The sequence below is a fragment of the Tenacibaculum halocynthiae genome (genome assembly GCF_964512825.1).
In the GTDB taxonomy this organism is placed as follows: domain Bacteria; phylum Bacteroidota; class Bacteroidia; order Flavobacteriales; family Flavobacteriaceae; genus Polaribacter; species Polaribacter halocynthiae.
This window is the reverse complement of the sequence record NZ_CAZELG010000001.1, coordinates 1-5,354: the sequence shown is the minus strand read 5'-3', so window position 1 is coordinate 5,354 and position 5,354 is coordinate 1. Positions and strand designations below refer to the sequence as shown.

At 46.1% G+C, this 5,354-nt stretch carries 2 tRNA genes and 3 rRNA genes; all 5 read left to right on the top strand.

From position 1 onward, the window contains the following. The first annotated feature begins 238 nt into the window (after nucleotides 1-238). The 5 genes from ACKTTQ_RS00025 to rrf all read left to right on the top strand — a co-directional run bounded on the left by ACKTTQ_RS00025 (nucleotide 239) and on the right by rrf (nucleotide 5,333). Nucleotides 239-1,758: ribosomal RNA gene (locus ACKTTQ_RS00025) — 16S ribosomal RNA — on the top strand. 83 nt (nucleotides 1,759-1,841) lie between these two features. Further along, nucleotides 1,842-1,915: transfer RNA gene (locus tag ACKTTQ_RS00020), tRNA-Ile, on the top strand. Between the two features lie 90 nt (nucleotides 1,916-2,005). Further along, nucleotides 2,006-2,079 (top strand) — tRNA-Ala (locus ACKTTQ_RS00015). 162 nt (nucleotides 2,080-2,241) lie between these two features. Continuing rightward, a 23S ribosomal RNA gene (locus ACKTTQ_RS00010) occupies nucleotides 2,242-5,123 on the top strand. Between the two features lie 101 nt (nucleotides 5,124-5,224). After that, a 5S ribosomal RNA gene (gene rrf / locus ACKTTQ_RS00005) occupies nucleotides 5,225-5,333 on the top strand. Together the 16S, 23S and 5S rRNA genes with 2 tRNA genes alongside form the textbook arrangement of a ribosomal RNA operon. Nucleotides 5,334-5,354: the final 21 nt, after the last annotated feature.

Sequence of the window (5,354 nt, the reverse complement as noted above, 5' to 3'; positions counted from 1 at the left end):
AGCGACACGATCACAGAGATTTTGGAAAGACCATTAAAAAGTCAGTTAGTTCGATTCTAACGTTTCTACAAGAAGTTAATTAAGATTTTGGTTGAGAGATATCAAATATTAAGGTTAACAAAGTTCATTGAAAATATTGAAATTGACAGCGTAATTAAAGAGTAGAATTACCACAGTCTAATTAATTAGATTAAAAAAATTCTTTTGAAACTTATTCATTAATAATATTAAAGATTATACAATGAAGAGTTTGATCCTGGCTCAGGATGAACGCTAGCGGCAGGCTTAACACATGCAAGTCGAGGGGTAACAGGGGAGCTTGCTTCCGCTGACGACCGGCGAACGGGTGCGTAACGCGTATAGAATCTGCCTTGTACAGGAGGATAGCCTTTAGAAATGAAGATTAATACTCCATAATATTGAGAAGCGGCATCGCTTTTTAATTAAACATTTATGGGTACAAGATGACTATGCGTCCTATTAGCTAGATGGTAAGGTAACGGCTTACCATGGCAACGATAGGTAGGGGGTCTGAGAGGATTATCCCCCACACTGGTACTGAGACACGGACCAGACTCCTACGGGAGGCAGCAGTGAGGAATATTGGTCAATGGAGGCAACTCTGAACCAGCCATGCCGCGTGCAGGATGACTGCCCTATGGGTTGTAAACTGCTTTTATACAGGAAGAAACAGTCGTACGTGTACGGCCTTGACGGTACTGTAAGAATAAGCACCGGCTAACTCCGTGCCAGCAGCCGCGGTAATACGGAGGGTGCAAGCGTTATCCGGAATCATTGGGTTTAAAGGGTCCGCAGGCGGTCAATTAAGTCAGAGGTGAAATCCCATAGCTTAACTATGGAACTGCCTTTGATACTGGTTGACTTGAGTTATACGGAAGTAGATAGAATGTGTAGTGTAGCGGTGAAATGCATAGATATTACACAGAATACCGATTGCGAAGGCAGTCTACTACGTATATACTGACGCTCATGGACGAAAGCGTGGGGAGCGAACAGGATTAGATACCCTGGTAGTCCACGCCGTAAACGATGGACACTAGTTGTTGGGATTTATCTCAGTGACTAAGCGAAAGTGATAAGTGTCCCACCTGGGGAGTACGATCGCAAGATTGAAACTCAAAGGAATTGACGGGGGCCCGCACAAGCGGTGGAGCATGTGGTTTAATTCGATGATACGCGAGGAACCTTACCAGGGCTTAAATGTGGTCTGACAGCTTTAGAGATAGAGTTTTCTTCGGACAGATCACAAGGTGCTGCATGGTTGTCGTCAGCTCGTGCCGTGAGGTGTCAGGTTAAGTCCTATAACGAGCGCAACCCCTATCGTTAGTTGCTAACAAGTAAAGTTGAGGACTCTAGCGAGACTGCCGGTGCAAACCGTGAGGAAGGTGGGGATGACGTCAAATCATCACGGCCCTTACGTCCTGGGCTACACACGTGCTACAATGGTATGGACAATGAGCAGCCACTATGCGAATAGGAGCGAATCTATAAACCATATCACAGTTCGGATCGGAGTCTGCAACTCGACTCCGTGAAGCTGGAATCGCTAGTAATCGGATATCAGCCATGATCCGGTGAATACGTTCCCGGGCCTTGTACACACCGCCCGTCAAGCCATGGAAGCTGGGGGTGCCTGAAGTCGGTTACCGCAAGGAACTGCCTAGGGTAAAACTGGTAACTAGGGCTAAGTCGTAACAAGGTAGCCGTACCGGAAGGTGCGGCTGGAACACCTCCTTTCTAGAGAAAGATGGTGAGTTACAAAAGAGGTACATTTTGCTCTTTGCTGTTAATTTTAAAATACACTAATATATAGCTATTATAGTCTCGTAGCTCAGCTGGTTAGAGCGCTACACTGATAATGTAGAGGTCGGCAGTTCGAGTCTGCCCGGGACTACAAATAAATAAGTATATATTAGGAAGGAAATTCTGGAAGTTAGAGAATTCAACATTCATAATTGAGGATTCATATTCTGAATTTCATAATGGGGGATTAGCTCAGCTGGCTAGAGCGCTTGCCTTGCACGCAAGAGGTCATCGGTTCGACTCCGATATTCTCCACAATTAGGCTATAGGTCTAAAAACGTTCATTGACATATTGGTAAAAATGATATCGTAAAGAATCAAGATAGAGAAGTTAGATTACGATCTAACGACAATATTTTTATAAAAATAAAGAATTATAAAGAGCTCGTTGTAGTAGAGATACTGCAGCAAAAAGTACAATAAGCTAAATAAGGGCGTATGGCGGATGCCTAGGCTTTCAGAGGCGATGAAGGACGCGATAAGCTGCGATAAGTTACGGGGAGTGGCACACACATTATGATCCGTAAATTTCCGAATGGGGCAACCCGGCATGTTGAAGACATGTCACCTATTTATAGGAGCAAACCCGGAGAACTGAAACATCTAAGTACCCGGAGGAAGAGAAAACAATAGTGATTCCGTTAGTAGCGGCGAGCGAACGCGGATTAGCCCAAACCAATGCTGTTACGGCAGTATTGGGGTTGTAGGGCTGCGACATTAGAGTCTAAGTGAACTAGAATCGTTTGGAAAGACGAACCAAAGAGAGTGATAGTCTCGTATAGGTAAGCGAAGATAATATAGCAGTACCCTGAGTAGTGCGGGACACGAGTAATCCTGTATGAATCTACCGGGACCATCCGGTAAGGCTAAATACTCCTGAAAGACCGATAGTGAACTAGTACCGTGAGGGAAAGGTGAAAAGAACCCTAAGTAAGGGAGTGAAATAGAACCTGAAACCGTACGCCTACAAGCGGTCGGAGCACATTTACTGTGTGACGGCGTGCCTTTTGCATAATGAGCCTACGAGTTACTGTTGCTAGCAAGGTTAAGGATTTAAGGTCCGGAGCCGAAGCGAAAGCGAGTCTGAATAGGGCGACCATAGTTAGTAGTAGTAGACGCGAAACCGAGTGATCTACCCATGGGCAGGTTGAAGCTGTGGTAACACACAGTGGAGGACCGAACCAGTTGACGTTGAAAAGTCTTTGGATGACCTGTGGGTAGGGGTGAAAGGCCAATCAAACTCGGAAATAGCTCGTACTCCCCGAAATGCATTTAGGTGCAGCGTTGAGCGAAAGTTTTATAGAGGTAGAGCTACTGATTGGATGCGGGGGCTTCACCGCCTACCAATTCCTGACAAACTCCGAATGCTATAAAATGTTACTCAGCAGTGAGGGCATGGGTGCTAAGGTCCATGTCCGAGAGGGAAAGAACCCAGACCATCAGCTAAGGTCCCCAAATATATGTTAAGTTGAAAAAACGAGGTGAAACTGCTTAGACAGCTAGGATGTTGGCTTGGAAGCAGCCATTCATTTAAAGAGTGCGTAACAGCTCACTAGTCGAGCGGTTTTGCATGGATAATAATCGGGCATAAACATATTACCGAAGCTATGGATTTTATACTAGTTATAAAGTGGTAGGGGAGCATTCTATTTGCGCAGAAGGTGTACTGTAAGGTATGCTGGAGCGGATAGAAAAGAAAATGTAGGCATAAGTAACGATAAAGGGGGCGAGAAACCCCCTCACCGAAAGACTAAGGTTTCCTCAGCGATGCTAATCAGCTGAGGGTTAGTCGGGACCTAAGGCGAATCCGAAGGGAGTAGTCGATGGCCAACAGGTTAATATTCCTGTACTTCTTATAATTGCGATGGGGTGACGGAGTAATGAAAGCACCGCGAACTGACGGAATAGTTCGTTGAAACATGTAGGTATTAGACTTTTAGGTAAATCCGCTAGTCTAGCTGAAGTGTGATAGTACAACAAGTCTTCGGATGCGTTGATAGTGTGCCTAAGGGCTTCCAAGAAAAACCTCTAAGCTTCAGATTATGAGAACCCGTACCGTAAACCGACACAGGTAGTTGGGATGAGAATTCTAAGGTGCTCGAGAGATTCATGGCTAAGGAACTAGGCAAAATAGACCTGTAACTTCGGGAGAAAGGTCGCCAGCAGCAATGCTGGCCGCAGTGAAAAGATCCAGGCGACTGTTTATCAAAAACACAGGGCTTTGCTAAATTGAAAGATGATGTATAAGGCCTGACACCTGCCCGGTGCTGGAAGGTTAAGTGGAGGGTTTAGCTTCGGCGAAGATCTAAAATGAAGCCCCAGTAAACGGCGGCCGTAACTATAACGGTCCTAAGGTAGCGAAATTCCTTGTCGGGTAAGTTCCGACCTGCACGAATGGTGCAACGATCTGGATACTGTCTCAGCCATGAGCTCGGTGAAATTGTAGTATCGGTGAAGATGCCGATTACCCGCAGCGGGACGAAAAGACCCCGTGAACCTTTACTATAGCTTCGTATTGACTTTGGATAAGTAATGTGTAGGATAGGTGGGAGATAATGAAGCGGCGTCGCTAGGCGTTGTGGAATCATCCTTGAAATACCACCCTTTGCTTATCTAGAGCCTAACTCAGCGATGAGAACAGTGCGTGGTGGGTAGTTTGACTGGGGTGGTCGCCTCCAAAAGAGTAACGGAGGCTTCTAAAGGTTCCCTCAGCACGCTTGGTAACCGTGCGTAGAGTGCAATGGCATAAGGGAGCTTGACTGAGAGACATACAGGTCGATCAGGTACGAAAGTAGAGCATAGTGATCCGGTGGTTCCGCATGGAAGGGCCATCGCTCAAAGGATAAAAGGTACTCCGGGGATAACAGGCTGATCTCCCCCAAGAGCTCACATCGACGGGGGGGTTTGGCACCTCGATGTCGGCTCGTCACATCCTGGGGCTGGAGAAGGTCCCAAGGGTTGGGCTGTTCGCCCATTAAAGTGGCACGCGAGCTGGGTTCAGAACGTCGTGAGACAGTTCGGTCTCTATCTGCTGTGGGCGTTAGAAATTTGAGTGGATTTGACTTTAGTACGAGAGGACCGAGTTGAACTGACCTCTAGTGTACCTGTTGTCACGCCAGTGGCACTGCAGGGTAGCTACGTCGGGAAGGGATAAGCGCTGAAAGCATATAAGCGCGAAACCCACCACAAGATGAGATTTCTTTAAAGGGTCGTGGGAGATTACCACGTTGATAGGCTATAGGTGTAAGTGCAGTAATGTATGTAGCCAAGTAGTACTAATAACCCATAGGCTTATGTACGTACTTCCCCTCCTTGTGAGGGGAAGCAAACTCTTTGAAACTTTACAATATTATATTTATCAATATGTTAACTTATACAGTTGAAATACACTGAAACAATTTAAGGTGATTATTGCAATGGGGCTCACCTCTTACCATTCCGAACAGAGAAGTTAAGCCCATTAGCGCCGATGGTACTGCCACAGGTGGGAGAGTAGGTCGTTGCCTTTCTTTTAAACCGTTCTTTAGTAA